Raw genomic sequence first — 17,505 nt, 5'->3', positions numbered from 1 at the left:
TAAGAGAAGAATCTAGCAAAAAATCCTCTTTAATATCATATATTAGACCGATTTTCCATTTTGAGAGAATAATGTATGATCAATTAAGAAAACGCTTTCAAAAAAGGAGAGGGGAATGCCTATATGTCTTACCGTGTGAAACGAATGTTGATGCTGCTTGTCACTGGATTAGTCTTGAGTTTGTCCACATTTACTGCGGGTGCCTCGGCACAAACAGGCGGGTCGTTTTACGAGCCTTTTAACAACTATAATACGGGGTTATGGCAAAAAGCCGATGGGTACTCGAATGGAAACATGTTTAACTGTACGTGGCGTGCAAATAATGTCTCCATGACGTCATTAGGTGAAATGCGATTATCGCTCACAAGTCCCTCCTATAATAAGTTTGACTGCGGAGAAAACCGCTCCACTCAAACATATGGCTACGGGCTTTATGAAGTCAGCATGAAACCAGCCAAAAATGTAGGGATCGTGTCTTCGTTCTTTACTTATACGGGACCGACTGATGGTACGCCTTGGGATGAAATTGATATCGAATTTCTAGGAAAAGATACGACAAAGGTTCAGTTTAACTACTATACCAATGGTGTAGGAAATCATGAAAAAATCGTCAACCTTGGTTTTGATGCAGCAAACTCTTATCACACGTATGCATTTGACTGGCAGCCTAACTCGATTAAATGGTATGTGGACGGACAATTAAAACATACTGCCACTACTCAAATTCCTCAAACTCCAGGAAAGATTATGATGAACCTGTGGAATGGTGCAGGTGTCGATGAATGGCTCGGCTCCTATAACGGTGTTACACCGCTCCACGCACATTATAACTGGGTGCGTTACACAAAAAGATAACCACATCACAAAACCTGTGAAAAGTCACAGGTTTTTCTTCATTTAAATTGAACTGGTTTTTAGTTGATGAACCAGCTTTTGTTCATAGCTGTGGATAATATCTTCATAACTTTCTATCTTGTAATCTAACCGCTTAATCGTCTCTTCGATTTCCTTTTGTTTTTCTACAAGTCTTTCTCTCTCATTGACCAAAATACTTTTCCGCGAGGACAGGGTACGATCCTCGCCCTCGATAAATAAAGCCGTATATTCTCTAAGTGCATCAATTGAGAGACCCGCATTTCTCATACATTTGATAAATTCAATCCACTGAATATCTTCTTCTGCATAATCACGAACACCGTTTTCATCACGTCGGATCGGTCGAATTAAACCAATATTCTCATAGTATCTGAGCGTGGCAGTAGATAAATCGAGCTGCTTGGCGGCTTGTGCTATTTTCATTGTTTTCACCCTTCTCTTCTTCTCTCACCTTATGAAATTCCTTCTTCTCATCATCTCCAATTTCATAGAGAACGCAAGATGCTTTTGGCTCAATTCTTTATTTAAGGATGTTGAAAAGCTTGAAGAGGGTTCTCTATTGACTTAGAGTTCACTTTAAGACGTACAGTATAGAAGTAAAGAATCTTACTTTTGAAAGGATGATCAAGAATGTGTCAGACGCACCATTCAAACGTTTTAAGTGTTTCACATGCAAAAGCGAGCTTTGAACGGACAACCATTGAACGAAGAGCGCTTCGTCCACATGATATTTTAATCGATATTCAATTTAGCGGGATATGTCATTCAGATATCCACAGTGCCTTTGATGAATGGGGCGGCGGTATTTTCCCAATGGTTCCGGGTCATGAGATCACTGGAGTCGTTGCCGCTGTTGGTGATGATGTGACGAAATTTCAGATCGGAGACCGTGTAGGTGTTGGCTGCTTTGTTGATTCCTGCGGCACCTGTGAATATTGCCAAAATGGAGACGAGCAATATTGCACGAAAGGGGTCGTCCAAACCTATAATAACCTCGATTATGACGGGGAACCGACTTACGGCGGCTATAGTCAGAAGATTGTCGTGACAGAGCGCTTTGTCGTCAGCATTCCAGATCAACTATCCCTTGATGCCGCAAGTCCTCTTCTCTGCGCTGGAATCACAACTTATTCACCGTTAAAGCACTGGAAAGCAGGGCCAGGTAAAAAAGTTGCCATCGTCGGGATGGGCGGACTCGGTCACGTGGCCATTCAATTCGCACGTGCACTTGGCGCTGAAGTCACGGTATTGAGCCGCTCTTTGAATAAAAAAGAAGAGGCGCTGTCATTTGGTGCAAAAGATTATTTTGCTACAAGTGATCCTCATACCTTTCAGTCACTAGCCGGTCAGTATGACCTCATTCTCAACACAGTTTCTGCCAATATCAATATAGACGCCTATTTGTCCCTACTTCGTGTGGATGGAACCTTGGTGAACGTCGGTGCACCACCTGAGCCAGATCAATTCCACGTCTTTTCATTGATTACTGGCCGCCGCAGCATTGCCGGTTCACTCGTTGGAGGCATACAAGAAACACAAGAAATGCTCGATTTCGCAGCTGCTCACAATATCGCACCACAAATTGAAGTGATCAACGCAAGTCAAGTTGATGAAGCGTATGAACGTGTGCTGAAAAGTGATGTGCGTTATCGGTTTGTCATTGATATTTCGACATTATGATCGGATTCTATTTTGAAAGACTAGCTCAATGGCTGGTCTTTTTTAATGGTGGATATCCTGTTTTTCTTATAGCGAGGATTCTAGAGGATATGTTCAAAAATCATGGATAATAAAAAAAAATCACACCCAAAATTTCTTCAAAATAATCTCTCTTTTTTAGAACTAAATTTATTGACAAAAAATAAATAAACATGTTATTATTAAAAATTTGATTATTTCGGATCGATTTGTGGTACCCTTATAGTAGGTACTTAATATGGAGGTGGATGATATGTTTCAAATTGGTGATAACATTGTGTATCCAATGCATGGAGCAGGTATAATTGAAGCCATAGAAGAAAAAGAATTTTCTGATGAAAAACAACAGTATTATGTGATTAATATGTCAATCAGTCATATGAAAGTGATGATTCCAACACGGAAAATGTCGGGTTCACGTATTAGACCTGTTACAGATATACTGGCATTAAACAGTGTGATACACATTTTCCAGCATGGCAAATCAGATCAAATACTGACATGGAAAGAACGGCATACAATTAATACAAACAAAATAAAAACGGGTAGCATCCAAGACGGTGCTGAAGTTGTACGTGACCTGATGCGTATGAAGAAAGAGAAAGCACTAAATGCAAGTGAAAAGAAAATGCTAGATGATGCCCATGAATTTTTGCTAAGTGAATTAGAAGTCATCAAAGGGATTACAGAAAAGCAAATAAAAAGTTTCTGTTAAGAACTCTGCCGCTCTTTTGGGCATCCCTCACCATTTTTGAATACATGTTCTCTAAGAACCTATCCACCCTTCAACTTATGAAAGAAAAAAGAATTTATTTAGGCAAATTCCGCATATTGTAAATCCAATATGCTATACTGTTGATAAACCTTTGAAGCATGAATTTTTTTACGATTACCTTGTAACATCTCCCTACTTGTACGCTGAGTAGGGTTTTTTATTGAAGAAATAATTGGAAACACAAAAAAACAGGCTCTCTACAGAGAACCTGTTTTTAAAAATGAAGATTAAGCAGTTTTTTGAACGTTAGCAGCTTGAGCTCCACGAGAACCTTGCTCTACGTCAAATGTTACTTTTTGACCTTCGTCTAAAGATTTGAATCCGTCACCTTGGATAGCTGAGAAATGTACGAATACATCGTCGCCTTCTTCACGTTCGATAAATCCAAAACCTTTTTCTGCGTTAAACCATTTTACTGTACCTTGTTCCATGTTTGTTGCCTCCTAGTGCGTTACCACACAATGTATTATACTATCCTTGCCCAAAGTATCCTCAAGACGAAAAGTCTTTCTTCATGCTATCCTTTACGCCGAACAAAAATAATTATTCTTATTGTAACATGAATCGGAAATAATTGCAATTTAGGATTTAAAAGAGCACCAAACGTGATATAGTGACACAAATAAGACAGGGGGTTTAATGATGAAACGAATAAACAAATTTCATATCCCTCACCCTTGTTAATTTAGCTATGTTAAAGAATAATGTTGATTTTGGTTAAAAAGAAGAAACTTCCCTTTGCAGCGAGTCCACTTGTGCATAAAATCAGTTAGTTTGATCACCAAAAGAGAGAATCTTTTCTAAATTCTCTCTAAAATCGACTGAACAAAGTCAGTTTTCCCCTCTGCATATTTGTGTTTTTCATTTTTATTTAAAATTGATAGGTTCAGTTTGAGCTGCTCGTACTCACTTCTTACTAGTTCGTTACTTCTTAAATAATCCCTGAAATTTAACTGTTCGAGTAAATACCTATTGCCTGTTTGATACATATGGATTTGGTGTGTACGTGGTTCTCCTTTGTTGAAATAGTGTCTTTCAGGTAAAACATTGGTTCCTTTATATGAATAACCTAGCCCTTCCAAAGCTGTTACGCACTGTTCTCCGTCAAGAAAATCATCTATTTCAATTGCAATATCAATAATTGGCTTCGCACTTAAACCCTTTACTGCTGTACTTCCAATATGGTGGACATTCACTGTGTACTGACCGATAACCTCTACTATTCGTTTCTTTTCCACTTCAAATTCTTTGACCCATTCAACAGACCAAGGAACTAAAAAAACCTCCCCTCTTGGTAATCCAAGCATTTACTCAACCCGCCTTATGATTGTTTAGTTAGACTTTTTTAACATAGGTCAAATCGGTAGAAAACATATAAATCTTACTAATAGTTGAAGCATTTCGATGGATAGCAAAAAAACCTTTCAAACGGTATGGGGATGATTGGACTGCATTATATAAAAATATTATTCTCAAACAAAAACGTCCACTTACTTAAGATGAGTGGACAGTCATTTAGAGAAAAACTACTTAACATTTTCCGACTCAAGTCTGTTTAACCAGTTATGGACTAATGAGTTAAATACATCGGGTTGTTCAATTTGCAGGTTGCGGCCAGACATATCAAGCACTGCAAAAGTTACCCTTGGATAATCTAGTTTTCTTTTTATATTCATTTTATGATGATTTTGATTTTTCTAATTGGTTTTCGCCCCATAAAAGAAGTTGTTCAAATATAGGGATCAGCTCTAGTCCTGCCCCAGTCAATGAATATTCTACTCTTGATGGAACTTCATTATACTGAACTCGTTGAACAATTCCGTTTTCAATCAGATCCTTTAATGATTGATTGAGCATTGTTCCTGTAATTCCATACACTTTACGCTTTAACTCATTATATCGAATATCATTGTAACTACATAGTACAGCTAAGATTTTTAAATTCCATTTTCCCGCTAATATATTTAAGGCATAACTTGCTGGAGCTATCGCTTTATTTAGCTCACTTTCAGTCATATTTTATCCACTCCTTAGTCAGTTTTTCCTTACTTAGTCAGTTTATATTGAGTACTTGTTAAATCAATTCCATTTATTATAATCAAATATGTAAACCATGTCACCCATGTATTAGAGAGCTAAATTGATTTTAAAACCCTTCAAGTTCATACTTTTTCTAGGAGATGGAGTGAGTAAATGAAAAATGAAAAGATGCGTGCTGCACAATATACTAAATATGGATCACCGAATGTTCTTTTTGAAGATTCTATATCAAAACCTGTTATAGAAACTGGAGAAGTACTCATTCGTGTACATGGGTCGAGTGTAAACTCTATGGATACGCTTTTTCGATCAGGCAAGATGAAACTATTAACGGGTAATCGATTCCCTAAAGGAACAGGGGCAGACTTTTCTGGTGAGGTTGTTGAGGTAGGATCGAACGTAAAAAATTATCAATTAGGTGATAGAGTGTGGGGAGTTCTTCCTATGAAATTAAGGAGCCAAATTGGTAGTGCCGCTGAATATGTAGCTATATCACCTGAGAAAATATCTAAAATTCCTACAAAGGTTGATCTCTTACAAGCTGCGGCATTGCCTGGCGTAGGTGCTACTGCAATTATTGCTTTAAAATATAAAACTAAACTTAGAAAAGGCGAAAAGTTACTTGTACGTGGTGCAAGTGGAGGAGTCGGAAGCATTGCGATTCAAATTGGCAAAATGTTGGGTGCTCATGTAACTGCTCTTGCAAACGAAAAACATCTTACTTTTCTTCAAGAGCTAGGTGCAGACGAAGTATTTAATTATAAAAAAACATCTCCTACTGATCTTAAAAAGTTTGATGTAGTCATGGACACAGTGGGAACTGACCTCAAACATTATAGGCGCTTGCTTGCAAAGAACGGTAGAATGGTTACTATTGGATTTCCTAGTTTTTCGTCCTTAATATATATATTAGCTTCAACTACTTTCGGTTCTCGTAGAGTTCGCACATTCAGTGCAAATCCCAAAAATGAACTTCTAAAAGAATTAGCATCTTATGTAGATTCCAACAAGGTCAGACCAGTTATTGATAGCATTTATTTTTTATCTGATGTTGCCAAAGCTCATCATTCCTTAGAAGCTGGAGGTGGACGAGGAAAACGCATCATAAATTTACTTGATAAAAAATAAGCCATCATTTCAGGATAAAATGGACGCTCGTTTCTTGTAAAAGGCGTTGCTCCATTTGCGGCGTTATTAGGCGGGGCTTTAGATGGATTGAGATCAACTCAATTTGCTGATGCATTCAGGACTTTAGCCGCTAAAATATAGATCGTCTTTTCACCAGTACCAAGACTAGCTATTGGAGGTACATATAAGTTTGTTTCCAAATTAATCAGAGACTATAACTCTTTCAGTAGGATATACTAGATCTAAATCCTATGACATAGCGTTTGATTATGCTAAAAGATATTATGAAAAAAAACCGTTACTACTTTACTAGCAATATTCAATATTTCTGCTGTAAAAGGTGCATGGTTTTGGTAAGCAAGTCTTCTCCCATAGCTGTATTTTCCGCACAAAAAAATAATACCAAAGGTGGTTAAACCCTTGGTATTATTGGGATGCGGCCGAGAGGACTTGAACCTCCACGGGTTATTCACCCACTAGGCCCTCAACCTAGCGCGTCTGCCATTCCGCCACGACCGCGTGTATGATGTGCTCTTATATTCATAAGTGCACTGTTTGAAAAAACAATGCGGGTGAAGGGACTTGAACCCCCACGTCATAAAGACACTAGATCCTAAGTCTAGCGCGTCTGCCAATTCCGCCACACCCGCGTGACAATGGTGAGCCATGAAGGACTCGAACCTTCGACCCTCTGATTAAAAGTCAGATGCTCTACCAACTGAGCTAATGGCTCATCTGCTATGCAGAAAAACATATATAAAAAATGGCTGGGCTAGCTGGATTCGAACCAACGCATGACGGAGTCAAAGTCCGTTGCCTTACCGCTTGGCTATAGCCCAACGAATCAAAAAACAAAACATGACCCGTACGGGATTCGAACCCGTGTTACCGCCGTGAAAGGGCGGTGTCTTAACCGCTTGACCAACGGGCCATACAATAATGGCGGAGAAGGAGGGATTTGAACCCTCGCGCCGCTTACGCGACCTACACCCTTAGCAGGGGCGCCTCTTCAGCCACTTGAGTACTTCTCCATTATGGCTCCGCAGGTAGGACTCGAACCTACGACCGATCGGTTAACAGCCGATAGCTCTACCACTGAGCTACTGCGGAATAATAAGACATGTTTCATTATATATATGCCAGAAAAATGTGTCAAGAATTTTTAAGCGTTTCATTCCTGCCCCATTGCGACGGCTTTTATAATTTAACATATACTAATATAACAGTCAAGCCTTTTTCCATGCCATTTGTTTAACTTGGCAGAAAGCCCCCGACCTCTTAACGTAGACCAAGGGCCTTGATGCAGCCTTCCTCAGGAGACTAAGACAGCTTAAACTTTCGCATCCACTTATAAAAAGTACTTCTTGGCACCCCTGCTAACTTCGCTGCTTCTGACACATGACCTTTCGTATTATGCAGTGCTTCTATCACTGTTTGCTTTTGAATGCGCTCCCTAAACGTGAGTTCTTTTGGAATCTCGGTACACTCTTCTGGATGCAGCTTCTGCTTTTTCTGATCAATCGTCTCTAATACTGAAGCATATTGCGATTCACCAATCCATCCGCCTTTAGGAAAGAGGACCCTTAGATGTTCAAACAGATTAAAAAGCTCTCGTATGTTTCCCGGCCAGTGGTATTCCTGCAATGTCTGAAAAAATGATTCAGGAAATACCGCATTCCAGTGGTACTTCTTTTGGTAATAACGATATAAATCATGAATGTCTTCTTTTCTTTCTCTAAGCGGCGGGATGTTGATCGGATAGACATGAAGACGGTAATACAAGTCTTCTCGTATTTTTCCTTCCTTCAGTAGTTCGTTCATATTACGGTGTGTCGCTGTAATGATTCGAATATCCAAAGGAATTTCGTATGTCCCGCCGAGCGGTACGACTTTCCTTTCTTCTATCACCCGAAGAAGTGCTACTTGCATCGCATATGGGATTTCGCCAATTTCGTCTAAAAAGAGTGTTCCTTTATGAGCTTGTTCAAATTTCCCTTTAGCTCCGTGACGTTTTGCCCCTGTAAAAGCCCCTTCAGCATAGCCGAATAATTCGCTTTCTAACAGGCTTTCAGGAATGGCTCCGCAATTAACAGCAATAAACGGTCCTCTATGCCTTTCACTGGCTGAGTGAATAGCTCTAGCGGCCAGTTCCTTCCCTGTACCTGTTTCGCCCCAAATATATACATTGGCATCTGTTTGTGCCGCTCTCTTCATCTCACTGAGCGTCTGTTGAAACACCTTACTTGTTCCAGATTCCCCGGGAAATTGAGCAAAGGAAACGGTGATGCTACTTTTCGCTGCTTCTTCAAGGGAAAGGGACATGCCCAGCATCTTTCCATCTTGCTCTGATTGAATGATCTGCGTTCCCCGGATAACAAATGGATGACCCTTAAGCCGCTCGACATCCATTCCGTACCAGTCAGAAAATCGTTCTCTAATCGACCGGCTTGCAGAAACAATTTGCTTTTTTTCATTACAGATCACATACGGTTCGTCTGCTTCCACCTGCTGGAGACAATGAGTGATCAGCTCCATCTCTCTCCTTTTTTGCTGGACTTGAATTTCTCTCTCTATGGCATAAGCAACCGTTGAAGCCATTCCAAGCATAAAAGGGTGCTTGTTATCCGCCATACAGGAGATATCAATCACCCCTATGATCGTACCGTCTGCATCACGAATAGGAGCGGCTGAACAACTCCAATGGTGAGAGGCGACAGAAAAATGCTCAGTTCCGTTGATCGTCACAGCTTCCCCGATGACGAGTGCCGTTCCAATAGCGTTCGTGCCTACATCTGTTTCGGTCCAGCGCGACCCCTCCATAAAATTAATTTTTCTTGCTTCCACCATCGTTCTTTGGCTTCCTGTCAGACTTAGCACATAACCGTCTGCATCGATAAGTAAGGCCAGCATGTCAGATTCTTTTAATTGCTGACTGATTTTATTTAAGTAAGGAAGAGCGGCATTTAGGAATAATGAGTATTTCTTTTTTTGGGCACTGAATAATTCCTTTTCTAAGAACGACTGTCCTTTATCTAAATACGGATTAACATTTGCCTGTTTACATCTGTGCCATGATTCCATCACTCTCTTATTCAGACGAGACTTATCAAGCAAACCTTCACGAACAAAACGTTTCCACGTATTTAAATAACAAGGCGTCGGATTCATTCCATCCTCTCCTCTGGGGGCTTTTTATTCATTATAGATAATTATAAAAGCGCTTTCAATTAACATTGGCTAACCCAAGAAGTCAATCGGATAGAAATAGAGTCTTTTTCAGCAGTGCACCGCTCGTCCAATTGTTTGCAGCAAGGCTTCGTGTATCGCCTCTGAAAGTGTCGGATGTGCCGCAATAAACTGCTCTAATGTATCAGCGGTCAGCTCTGTATGCATCATCACCGCCGCTTGTCCAATCAGTTCTGTTGCATTCGGTCCAATGATTGATACACCTAAAATTTCTTGATATTGCGGTTCTACAATGACCTTTACTTGACCGGCTGGTTGATTTAAGATTAATGCTTTTCCATTTGCAGAAAATGCACATGTCCCTATCCGAATCTCCTCATATTGTTTTCTAGCACTCTCTTCATTTAAACCAACACTGGCGATTTCTGGAGAGGTGTAGATGCATCTTGGAATCACTTGTTCATTGACTTTTACATGTTCACCCGATGCATGGGATGCCGCAACCGTTCCTTCATGAAAAGCAGTATGAGCAAGCTGGACCCCACCTGTCACATCACCGCACGCATAAATATGCGGGAGATTGGTTTGCATATGTTCATTGACGTAGATTCCGTTTCTGTCAAATTCAATGCCGACCTGATCAAGATTCAACTCTCCAAGCTGCGGAGTTCTGCCAATTGCCACTAAGCAAAGATCAGACTGGATTTCACACTGCTCTCCTTGATTTTTCTCTACCACTACTTTTCTTGAAGAAGAATCAAGCTGTTTGACTGCAGCGGACGTCAAAATGTCTACACCCGTTTCTTCGAGTTGCTCGTGAAGACATTGTGCTATATCACAATCTTCTTCAGGTAAAATGTGCACTGCCCGCTCAACCATGACAACTTTTGTCCCCATTCTGCTAAATATGCTTGCAAACTCACAACCGATCACCCCTCCCCCAATAATACAAAGCGAATCTGGTATCGAAGAAAGTGACATGGCATCCTTGCTGTGAATGATCCATTCCCCATCAAAAGGTGCAAAAGGTAAAGCAGCAGGCGCTGCCCCTGATGCAATAATGATTTGTTTTGCTTGAATGATTTCAGACTTCCCTTCACTTTCTATCAATAGCTCATGTGCCGATAGAAATGATGCCTTCCCATTCACCACGCTGACTTTGTTTTTATTCATCAAGTAGCGAACGCCATCAGTCAGCTGCTTGACGACAGACTGTTTCCGTTTTTGGACGGCATCCCATTGGATGATAGGCTCATGTTCTGGAAGCTCAATTCCAAAATGTACAGCCGATTTCACATGCTCAAACATATCGGCGCTTTGCAAAAGCGCTTTCGTCGGAATACAGCCTTCATTGAGGCAGGTACCCCCCAGCTGACCTTGATCAATTAACACAACCTCCCTGCCAAAACGGGCGGCTGTTATGGCTGCCACATAACCTGCTGGTCCGCCTCCTATAATGACCAGTGTCATGATACTTTCACCTTCTTCCTATAAAAGAATGGATATTGGTTCTTCTAAATATGCTTTGACCGTTGATAAAAATGCGGATGCCGGCGCTCCGTCCAGCACGCGGTGATCAAACGTAAGACTGAGTGGCAGGATGGTCCCTTTGCACAATTCATCCTCTCGATAAATAGGGGTTTCATACATTGTTCCGACGCCAAGGATACCGGCTTCCGGCGGATTCAAAATCGGAGTAAAATGCTCTACACCATAGGCACCTAGGTTGGTGATCGTAAAGGTAGAGCCTTCGATTTCATCGTGAAGAAGTTTGCCTTCACGTGCTTTTTTGCCATACAATTTGATGGTCTTCGCTAGCTCAATGAGCGCTAGTCTCTCCGCATGTCGAATAACTGGCACAGCTAAGCCGTTTTCTAAAGCAGCAGCTATCCCAAGATGAACATACTCAAAAGTTTCCACTCTTTCATTTTGATATTGACTGTTCATCGCAGGGTGTTCGAGTAATGAAAGGATCGTTGCTTTGGCTACAAAATCGGTCATGGTCAATTTTGTATCGTGACGGGCTATGGCTGTTTCATTCAGCTGTTGTTGTAAGTTTGTAAGTTTTGTCACGTCCGCTTTCATCGTAATGGTTAATTGTGCACTTGTTTGCAGGCTTTCCATCATTCTTGAGGCAATTGTTTTCCGCATCGTGTTAACAGGTTGATGCTCTGTCTCATTTTGTTTTTTCTCTGCCCGTTCAGGAAGCGCATGAAGCACATCCGCTTTCGTAATTCTTCCCCCCGGTCCTGTCCCCACCAGCGTATCAATGTCTAGGTTTGCGCTATTCGCAATTTTACGAGCAACAGGGGAGATTTTCTTTCTCTCTTTCTTTGGTTTTGACTGGACGTCTCTTTCTTTCTTTTCCTCCACCTGTTCATTTCCTTCACCGATATAGCAAATGACCGTGCCAGGCGGTACACCTTCTCCCTCAGACACTTTTATATCCAATATGGTTCCTTCAGCAGGTGATTCGATCTCCATTTCAATTTTTTCGGAGTTGATGCTTGCAATGCTTTCCCCTTTATTTACGGTCTCACCGACCTCCTTATTCCAGACAGATACCGTTCCTTCTTTCATTGACATACCCAATTTAGGCATCACAACTTCGACAGCCATCTCCCTCTCTCCTTTCTTTAGTTCAAGATCTTGTCATGATTCTTGCCAATCATCTCTAATACGGTGTTCACAACCTTATCAGGTGTCGGCAGATATATATCTTCAAGAGGTGGTGAAAATGGTACTGGTGTATGAGGAGCCGTCACTTTTTTGATTGGAGCATCAAGTAAATCGAATCCTTTATCTGCAATCAAAGAAGAGATATCTGCGGCAATTCCGCACCTTGGATTTGCTTCATCCACAATGACAAGCCGATTTGTTTTTTCTACCGAAGTCAGAATGGCCTCTTCATCGAGCGGCGACAAGCTTCTTGGATCAATCACTTCCGCTTCAATACCTTGAGCAGATAATTGCTCTGCCGCTTCGAGTGCTGTATGCACTTGTTTGCCTACTGCAAAGATGGTTACATCAGAACCCTCTCTCTTCACATCTGCTTTACCAAGCGGCAGTGTGTAATACCTCTCCGGCACATCTCCTGTGATATTGTAAAGCGTCTTGTCTTCAAAAAAGATGACAGGGTCCTGATCCTCGATGGCTGCCAGCAGCAGCCCTTTGGCTTCATAAGGTGAAGAAGGCACAACTACTTTTAATCCAGGAATGCTTGTAAATAACGCATACAAACTTTGCGAATGCTGGGCTGCTGCTCTAAAACCCGCCCCATGTGTCGTTCTAATCGTGATCGGCACCTCTGCTTTTCCGCCAAACATGTATCGAAATTTTGCGCCTTGATTCAGCACTTGGTCCAGACAAGTACCGATAAAATCATTAAACATAAGTTCCGCAATTGGTCTTAGCCCTGTTGAAGCAGCTGCCATAGCCGCGCCTACATAGCCAGCTTCACTAATCGGTGTGTCTAGGACACGCTCACGTCCAAACTCCTGTACGATTCCTTTTGTTACTCCAAGAACTCCGCCCCATGCTTCATCATCCTGTAAGTGATCTACATGAGCGCCTCCCGCAACATCTTCCCCCATTAAAATGACATCTTCGTCTCTTCTCATTGCCAGTTTAATCGCTTCATTCAAAGCACTAGACATGCTGATTTCTCTTGTCATTTTCCTCTCCCCTTTCTGATTTATTGATACGAAACATACACATCGGTCAGTAATTCGGTATGATCTGGATATTCACTTTCTTCACTGAATCTAACGGCTTCATCTATCGCTTCTGCTACAGCCGCTTCAATACTTGATATCTCTTGATTCGTCAGCAGCTGCTTCTTTAATAATTCATTTTTAAAAAGAGCGATGGCATCTTTCTCTTCTTGGTGTTCTGTTTTTTCTTGATTTGTTTTGTAGCGCTGAGCGTCTCCTTCAAAATGACCATAATTCCGATATGTCATGCATTCAATCAATGTCGGACCTTCACCATTTTTTGCTCGTTCTATCGCTTGTTCTGCTGCTTGATAAACGGCTGTCACATCTTTTCCATCTACTTGAATACCCGGAATGCCATAACTGGCGGCTCGATCCACGATCGATTTGCAGCTTGAAGCATAGGAAAATGGCGTCGCTTCCCCGTAACCATTGTTTTCTGCGATGAAAATGACAGGCAGTTTCCAGATGGCGGCGAGATTGATTCCTTCGTGAAAAGTCCCTTGATTGTTTGCACCATCCCCAAAAAAGCAAACGCTTACATTATCTGTCTTTTTATATTTAGCCGTGAGGGCTGCCCCGCACGCAAGTGGAAAGCCGCCTCCAACAATTCCGTTAGCACCGAGCATTCCTTTATCAAAATCTGCAATGTGCATGGATCCACCTTTTCCTTTACAAAGACCTGTGGCTTTTCCATAGATTTCTGCCATCATTCCTTTTAGATCACAGCCCTTAGCGATACAATGGCCGTGGCCGCGGTGTGTACTTGTAATACTGTCTTGTTCATTCAGGTGAGCACAGACTCCTACAGCAACAGCTTCTTCGCCAGCATAAAGATGGACAAAGCCTGGCAAAATCCCTTTTGTAAAAAGCGTGTGTACTTGATCTTCAAATTGGCGGATTTCCTGCATTTTTTGATACATCCAAACGGCTTTTTCTTTTGTGAGTGCCATTTCCATATGGTAAAACCTCCTATCTTTTTTGCTTGCACTTATATACAAGCAAAAAACGTGCCAACATCATGGCACTTGAAAACTTAGGTTTTGAACGATTCACACCGATCAAAAAAGAGACAAAATGAGACTTGCGTCTCTATTTGTCTCAATATGTCTACTTCATCTTCTATATATCACGATGATCAGTTCCATTGGACACAAAAAAAAGCATCCCATAAAGGAATGCTTTTCACTCTGAATCGATTGTACGCCGCCATTTTAATTTTCCTTTGCAGACGCCGCACACATAACGAGAGGTATCAAATCGTCTTTTCCTAATAAAATACTGACCGCATCCTGTGCAGACATATTCATGCCGTTTCTGTAAACACCGTTTATTTTGTACGGTCTTTAGCGATGTACAAAAACGTGGGGCTCCTACTTGTTTTAATAACTCTTTAAAATCCCGGTCCCGATGCTGATAGCCCTTCCCCTCAAGGTGCAGATGATAATGACACAGTTCATGCTTAATGATACCGATCAATTCGTCTCTTCCATGCTCCTCTAAATATCGGCGATTTAACTCAATATTGTGTGTACCAAGCAAATATCTTCCGCCTGTCGTTTTGAGACGGTCATTAAAAACAGCTTGATGGCGGAATGCCTTACCAAAGAACTGCTCAGAAATATGCTCTGTTAACTGCTGTAACTCTCTCTCCTTCAATCAAGATCGTTCCTTTCTATAAAAACCTCGAACGGGACAATTTCCCCTTTGCATACATTGAAGGTACACCCACTGTTTCGATCAAAGGAGGAATGGGCGATGCCCAACTGGCTGAAAAATCAGATGCAGAAGGCATTTTTTGAAAAAAATCATTACCAAATTAAATTGCTGAATCAATGCTGGTACTTCTACAGAAAAAAACATTCAGTCACATCAAGGCACACCCCATCCTAAGGTGCGCCTCGTTTTTTGTTTACTCTGGTTTCAGCATGGAGAGGGCAACGCGGCCTTTTGCCTGGTCAACGGAGTCCACCCATACAGTTACAATGTCACCAACTGATACAACGTCAAGCGGATGCTTCACAAAACGGTTGCTTAGCTTTGAAATATGTACAAGCCCGTCCTGCTTTACACCAATATCAACGAATGCGCCGAAGTCTACGACGTTTCTCACCGTTCCTTGCAGCTCCATTCCTTGCTTCAAGTCCTCCAATTTCAACACATCTGTTTTCAAAAGAGGTTTTGGGACTTCATCGCGCGGATCACGCTCAGGTCTTGTCAGCTGATCGATGATATCCTGAAGTGTAATGATACCAATATCAAGCTGCTCTGCTGCTTCGTCCAGTTTGACCTCTGCGATTTTCTCCTTTAACTGCTCTGTGCCAAGATCGTCTGGCGTCATCTTGATCATGCGTAAGAATTTTTTTGTTTCTTTATAGCTCTCTGGGTGAATGCCTGTACGATCAAGTGGATCTTGTCCGTCTGCGATGCGCAGGAAGCCGATACACTGCTCATAAGTCTTAGCACCAAGTCTTGGAATATCCTTGAGCTCTTTTCTGCTTGTGAATCTCCCAATCTCTTCGCGGCGCTTGATGATATTTCCTGCGACGGCTTTTGAAAGGCCTGACACATATTGCAGCAGCGCCTGTGAGGCCGTATTGACGTTCACACCGACTTGGTTGACGACAGTCTCCACCACGAAGGTTAACGAGCTGTTTAATTGCTTTTGGCTCACGTCATGCTGGTATTGGCCCACCCCGACAGACTTCGGATCAATTTTCACAAGCTCTGCTAAAGGATCTTGTAATCTTCTAGCAATTGATATGGCACTTCGTTCTTCGACTTGCAGGTCTGGAAACTCTTCTCGCGCCAGTGCAGACGCAGAGTATACACTTGCCCCTGCTTCATTCACGATTAAATAGGACACTGGCTGATCCAGCTCTTGAATCAGGTCTGCGATGAATTGTTCGGTCTCTCTTGAGGCTGTTCCATTTCCAATCGCAATGACTTCAATGTTTGATGATTGAATGATCTCTTTCACTTTTTGTTTGGCTTCCGCTTTTTTCTGCACAGGCGGGTGCGGGTAAATGACGCCAATATGATGGACTTTGCCCGTATCATCCACGACGGCTAACTTACAGCCTGTACGAAATGCAGGGTCGACTCCTAGTACACGCTTTCCTTTCATCGGCGGCTGAAGAAGCAGTTTTCTTAAGTTTTCAGCAAAAATATGAATCGCTTGCTCTTCTGCCTTTTCTGTCAGCTCTTTGCGTATTTCTCGTTCGATCGAAGGCTGAATGAGGCGTTTATAGGCATCATCAATTGCCGCTTCAATAAACGGTCTCGCCGTCGTCTGCTTGCCTTTTATGACTTGCTTGTCGAGATAGAAACGAATATTTTCAGCAGGTGGTTCGATGGCTGCCTTTAAGATGCCTTCTTTCTCTCCACGATTGACCGCTAGTACACGGTGGGGCACTATCTTTTTGATGGGCTCTTGATAATCGTAATACATTTCATAGACGTTTTTCTCATCGCTCTCGATGTCTTTTCCTGATGTGACCAGACTGCCCTTTTGGTACGTTTCACTGCGAATCCATTTCCGCATATCAGGATCATCAGCCAGCTGTTCAGCAATGATGTGCTGCGCGCCTTCAAGTGCCTCGTCTACACTTCTTACTTCCTTTTCTTCGTTGATAAAAGAAGCAGCCTTCTTCTCGATCTCATCGCTTGGCAGCGCGAGTACATATTCCGCCAGCGGCTCGAGCCCTTTTGCTTTGGCTACATTCGCCTTTGTTTTACGTTTTTGTTTGAATGGCCGGTATAAATCTTCGACCTCTTGCAGTTTATGAGCTTGTTCAATTTTTTGTTTTAATTCATCCGTCAGTTTGTCTTGTTCAGCGATTAAGCGAATGACTTCTTCTTTTCGGTTCATGACATTTTGGATATATGTATAGCGCTCTGAAATGGTTTGAATTTGCACCTCATCCAGTGAGCCTGTCTGCTCTTTCCGGTAACGGGCAATAAACGGGACGGTGTTGCCATCCTCTAAGAGCTTGATGACACTTTCAATTTGTTTTGTTGAAAGCTTTAATTCTGTTGCAATTTGTTTCAATAAAAAGTCAGATGTCTTCATACTTTGCATCCTCTCAC

General features: G+C 41.8%; 16 protein-coding genes, 7 tRNA genes and 1 pseudogene. 5 read left to right on the top strand and 19 right to left on the bottom strand.

Features of this window, described 5'->3' with window-relative positions; genetic code table 11:
• Positions 1-123: 123 nt before the first annotated feature.
• The gene (bglS, locus tag MKZ03_RS02605) at positions 124-855 is read left to right on the top strand and encodes a beta-glucanase (protein ID WP_066031276.1); all 732 of its coding nucleotides are present in this window, start codon (positions 124-126) and stop codon (positions 853-855) included.
• A gap of 42 nt (positions 856-897) precedes the next feature.
• Here bglS and MKZ03_RS02600 read toward each other — a convergent pair whose 3' ends face one another.
• A complete protein-coding gene (locus tag MKZ03_RS02600; protein WP_060595605.1) occupies positions 898-1,299 on the bottom strand; it encodes a MerR family transcriptional regulator in 402 nt (133 codons plus the stop codon).
• Between the two features lie 207 nt (positions 1,300-1,506).
• Between MKZ03_RS02600 and MKZ03_RS02595 the strand changes: the two genes are divergently transcribed.
• Both MKZ03_RS02595 and MKZ03_RS02590 read left to right on the top strand, forming a co-directional pair.
• Positions 1,507-2,556 (top strand): NAD(P)-dependent alcohol dehydrogenase, encoded by a 1,050-nt coding sequence (locus MKZ03_RS02595; RefSeq protein WP_034666054.1) that lies wholly within the window; start codon positions 1,507-1,509, stop codon positions 2,554-2,556.
• 271 nt (positions 2,557-2,827) lie between these two features.
• Positions 2,828-3,289, top strand: coding sequence for a CarD family transcriptional regulator (locus tag MKZ03_RS02590; protein WP_095286254.1), 462 nt, complete (start codon positions 2,828-2,830; stop codon positions 3,287-3,289).
• 287 nt (positions 3,290-3,576) lie between these two features.
• On the opposite strand, the gene MKZ03_RS02585 is transcribed toward MKZ03_RS02590, so the two are convergent.
• The 4 genes and pseudogenes from MKZ03_RS02585 to MKZ03_RS02570 all read right to left on the bottom strand — a co-directional run bounded on the left by MKZ03_RS02585 (position 3,577) and on the right by MKZ03_RS02570 (position 5,365).
• Positions 3,577-3,780: a cold-shock protein gene (locus MKZ03_RS02585; RefSeq protein ID WP_003214229.1), complete on the bottom strand. Its 204-nt coding sequence runs from the start codon at positions 3,778-3,780 to the stop codon at positions 3,577-3,579.
• 369 nt (positions 3,781-4,149) lie between these two features.
• Positions 4,150-4,656, bottom strand: coding sequence for a GrpB family protein (locus tag MKZ03_RS02580; protein ID WP_341030815.1), 507 nt, complete (start codon positions 4,654-4,656; stop codon positions 4,150-4,152).
• Between the two features lie 219 nt (positions 4,657-4,875).
• Positions 4,876-5,004: pseudogene (locus MKZ03_RS02575) on the bottom strand (alpha/beta fold hydrolase); the annotation flags it as partial.
• Between the two features lie 22 nt (positions 5,005-5,026).
• Complete coding sequence (locus MKZ03_RS02570; RefSeq protein ID WP_307499111.1) at positions 5,027-5,365, bottom strand: winged helix-turn-helix transcriptional regulator; 339 nt, start codon at positions 5,363-5,365, stop codon at positions 5,027-5,029.
• Positions 5,366-5,542: 177 nt separating this feature from the next.
• On the opposite strand from MKZ03_RS02570, the gene MKZ03_RS02565 reads away from it, so the two are divergent.
• Positions 5,543-6,517 carry an NAD(P)-dependent alcohol dehydrogenase gene (locus tag MKZ03_RS02565; protein ID WP_334750837.1) on the top strand — a complete coding sequence of 325 codons (975 nt, stop codon included), beginning with the start codon at positions 5,543-5,545 and terminating at the stop codon, positions 6,515-6,517.
• A gap of 435 nt (positions 6,518-6,952) precedes the next feature.
• On the opposite strand, the gene MKZ03_RS02560 is transcribed toward MKZ03_RS02565, so the two are convergent.
• From MKZ03_RS02560 to MKZ03_RS02500, 13 genes are all read right to left on the bottom strand, one after another.
• A tRNA-Leu gene (locus MKZ03_RS02560) sits at positions 6,953-7,036 on the bottom strand.
• A gap of 48 nt (positions 7,037-7,084) precedes the next feature.
• Positions 7,085-7,167 (bottom strand) — tRNA-Leu (locus MKZ03_RS02555).
• A 7-nt stretch (positions 7,168-7,174) separates the two neighbouring features.
• Positions 7,175-7,250, bottom strand: a tRNA-Lys gene (locus tag MKZ03_RS02550).
• 31 nt (positions 7,251-7,281) lie between these two features.
• A tRNA-Gln gene (locus tag MKZ03_RS02545) sits at positions 7,282-7,356 on the bottom strand.
• Between the two features lie 20 nt (positions 7,357-7,376).
• A tRNA-Glu gene (locus MKZ03_RS02540) sits at positions 7,377-7,448 on the bottom strand.
• 9 nt (positions 7,449-7,457) lie between these two features.
• Positions 7,458-7,548 (bottom strand) — tRNA-Ser (locus tag MKZ03_RS02535).
• 4 nt (positions 7,549-7,552) lie between these two features.
• A tRNA-Asn gene (locus tag MKZ03_RS02530) sits at positions 7,553-7,627 on the bottom strand.
• A 210-nt stretch (positions 7,628-7,837) separates the two neighbouring features.
• Positions 7,838-9,685 carry a sigma-54-dependent Fis family transcriptional regulator gene (locus MKZ03_RS02525; RefSeq protein WP_307499107.1) on the bottom strand — a complete coding sequence of 616 codons (1,848 nt, stop codon included), beginning with the start codon at positions 9,683-9,685 and terminating at the stop codon, positions 7,838-7,840.
• A 108-nt stretch (positions 9,686-9,793) separates the two neighbouring features.
• Positions 9,794-11,173: a dihydrolipoyl dehydrogenase gene (gene lpdA, locus MKZ03_RS02520; RefSeq protein WP_334750836.1), complete on the bottom strand. Its 1,380-nt coding sequence runs from the start codon at positions 11,171-11,173 to the stop codon at positions 9,794-9,796.
• Between the two features lie 18 nt (positions 11,174-11,191).
• A complete protein-coding gene (locus MKZ03_RS02515) occupies positions 11,192-12,322 on the bottom strand; it encodes a dihydrolipoamide acetyltransferase family protein (RefSeq protein WP_334750835.1) in 1,131 nt (376 codons plus the stop codon).
• A gap of 17 nt (positions 12,323-12,339) precedes the next feature.
• Positions 12,340-13,377 carry an alpha-ketoacid dehydrogenase subunit beta gene (locus tag MKZ03_RS02510; protein WP_334750834.1) on the bottom strand — a complete coding sequence of 346 codons (1,038 nt, stop codon included), beginning with the start codon at positions 13,375-13,377 and terminating at the stop codon, positions 12,340-12,342.
• Between the two features lie 20 nt (positions 13,378-13,397).
• Positions 13,398-14,375, bottom strand: a complete 978-nt coding sequence (locus MKZ03_RS02505; protein ID WP_307499104.1) for a thiamine pyrophosphate-dependent dehydrogenase E1 component subunit alpha — start codon at positions 14,373-14,375, stop codon at positions 13,398-13,400.
• A 226-nt stretch (positions 14,376-14,601) separates the two neighbouring features.
• The gene (locus MKZ03_RS02500) at positions 14,602-15,075 is read right to left on the bottom strand and encodes a SprT family protein (protein ID WP_341030810.1); all 474 of its coding nucleotides are present in this window, start codon (positions 15,073-15,075) and stop codon (positions 14,602-14,604) included.
• 99 nt (positions 15,076-15,174) lie between these two features.
• Here MKZ03_RS02500 and cmpA point away from each other — a divergent pair, with 99 nt between their 5' ends.
• Positions 15,175-15,309, top strand: a complete 135-nt coding sequence (cmpA, locus tag MKZ03_RS02495) for a cortex morphogenetic protein CmpA (protein ID WP_095286213.1) — start codon at positions 15,175-15,177, stop codon at positions 15,307-15,309.
• Between the two features lie 19 nt (positions 15,310-15,328).
• On the opposite strand, the gene MKZ03_RS02490 is transcribed toward cmpA, so the two are convergent.
• Positions 15,329-17,488, bottom strand: a complete 2,160-nt coding sequence (locus MKZ03_RS02490; RefSeq protein ID WP_341030808.1) for a Tex family protein — start codon at positions 17,486-17,488, stop codon at positions 15,329-15,331.
• Positions 17,489-17,505: the final 17 nt, after the last annotated feature.

It is taken from the genome of Bacillus sp. FSL R5-0431 (assembly GCF_038002985.1).
Classification (GTDB): Bacteria; Bacillota; Bacilli; order Bacillales; family Bacillaceae; genus Bacillus.
The sequence above is the reverse complement of the archived record's forward strand: the minus strand, read 5'-3'. Positions and strand labels throughout refer to the sequence as shown.

Bases quoted from the DNA above. Each gene is read 5' to 3' on its own strand.
- MKZ03_RS02505 (WP_307499104.1), bottom strand. From the start codon at position 14,375: ATGGAAATGGCACTCACAAAAGAAAAAGCCGTTTGGATGTATCAAAAA.
- lpdA (WP_334750836.1), bottom strand. From the start codon at position 11,173: ATGACACTGGTCATTATAGGAGGCGGACCAGCAGGTTATGTGGCAGCC.
- MKZ03_RS02490 (WP_341030808.1), bottom strand. From the start codon at position 17,488: ATGAAGACATCTGACTTTTTATTGAAACAAATTGCAACAGAATTAAAG.
- bglS (WP_066031276.1), top strand. From the start codon at position 124: ATGTCTTACCGTGTGAAACGAATGTTGATGCTGCTTGTCACTGGATTA.
- cmpA (WP_095286213.1), top strand. From the start codon at position 15,175: ATGCCCAACTGGCTGAAAAATCAGATGCAGAAGGCATTTTTTGAAAAA.
- MKZ03_RS02600 (WP_060595605.1), bottom strand. From the start codon at position 1,299: ATGAAAATAGCACAAGCCGCCAAGCAGCTCGATTTATCTACTGCCACG.
- MKZ03_RS02595 (WP_034666054.1), top strand. From the start codon at position 1,507: ATGTGTCAGACGCACCATTCAAACGTTTTAAGTGTTTCACATGCAAAA.
- MKZ03_RS02515 (WP_334750835.1), bottom strand. From the start codon at position 12,322: ATGGCTGTCGAAGTTGTGATGCCTAAATTGGGTATGTCAATGAAAGAA.
- MKZ03_RS02590 (WP_095286254.1), top strand. From the start codon at position 2,828: ATGTTTCAAATTGGTGATAACATTGTGTATCCAATGCATGGAGCAGGT.
- MKZ03_RS02570 (WP_307499111.1), bottom strand. From the start codon at position 5,365: ATGACTGAAAGTGAGCTAAATAAAGCGATAGCTCCAGCAAGTTATGCC.
- MKZ03_RS02525 (WP_307499107.1), bottom strand. From the start codon at position 9,685: ATGAATCCGACGCCTTGTTATTTAAATACGTGGAAACGTTTTGTTCGT.
- MKZ03_RS02585 (WP_003214229.1), bottom strand. From the start codon at position 3,780: ATGGAACAAGGTACAGTAAAATGGTTTAACGCAGAAAAAGGTTTTGGA.
- MKZ03_RS02565 (WP_334750837.1), top strand. From the start codon at position 5,543: ATGAAAAATGAAAAGATGCGTGCTGCACAATATACTAAATATGGATCA.
- MKZ03_RS02510 (WP_334750834.1), bottom strand. From the start codon at position 13,377: ATGACAAGAGAAATCAGCATGTCTAGTGCTTTGAATGAAGCGATTAAA.
- MKZ03_RS02580 (WP_341030815.1), bottom strand. From the start codon at position 4,656: ATGCTTGGATTACCAAGAGGGGAGGTTTTTTTAGTTCCTTGGTCTGTT.